Here is a 603-nt window from a genome sequence, read left to right as displayed (position 1 = left end):
TAGGGACTGTCTGAAAACTAAAAATTCAGGTATAATCTGAGGAAAAACGAATCGAGGCATTCCGATGACAACACCTAAACGATACGAACTGGAAGATGCTCAGTGGGACCGAATCAAAGGATACTTCCCGCCATACCGGACTGGCCGTCCATCAAGCCTAGACAACCGTACCGCCCTCAACGCTATCCTCTGGCTCATGCGCAGCGGGGCTCCTTGGCGTGATCTACCTGAACGCTATGGCTCTTGGAAAACGGTGTATAGTCGCTTCCGAGCCTGGGTAAGTTCAGGCTTGTTCGAACAGGTTTTTCTCGAATTGATTGACGATCCCGACATGGAAAACTTGAGCTTAGATTCAACGATCGTTCGAGCGCATCAAAAGGCCACTGGGGCAAAAAAAATGCCGAATGTATGGTCGAAAATCAAGCTATTGGATTAAGTCGAGGTGGCCGAACGACCAAGATTCACGCACTCGTTGACGGATTAGGGAATCCCTTGGGTTTTCGCCTAACAGGTGGTCAAGTACATGATAGCCAAGTTGCCAGTGAGTTGCTGGAAGGCTTCGATATTTCTCAATCAAATATTATCGCGGATAAAGCCTATGGC

1 pseudogene is annotated in these 603 nt (G+C 48.3%); it reads left to right on the top strand.

The annotated features are described in order from the left end of the window. Positions 1 to 64 precede the first annotated feature (64 nt). Positions 65 to 603, top strand: a pseudogene (locus tag MMY95_RS15655) (IS5-like element ISLpl3 family transposase); the annotation flags it as partial.

Origin of the sequence: Lactiplantibacillus sp. ME-2 (genome assembly GCF_022549155.1) — a bacterium.
In the GTDB taxonomy this organism is placed as follows: domain Bacteria; phylum Bacillota; class Bacilli; order Lactobacillales; family Lactobacillaceae; genus Lactiplantibacillus; species Lactiplantibacillus plantarum.
The sequence above is the reverse complement of the archived record's forward strand: the minus strand, read 5'-3'. Positions and strand labels throughout refer to the sequence as shown.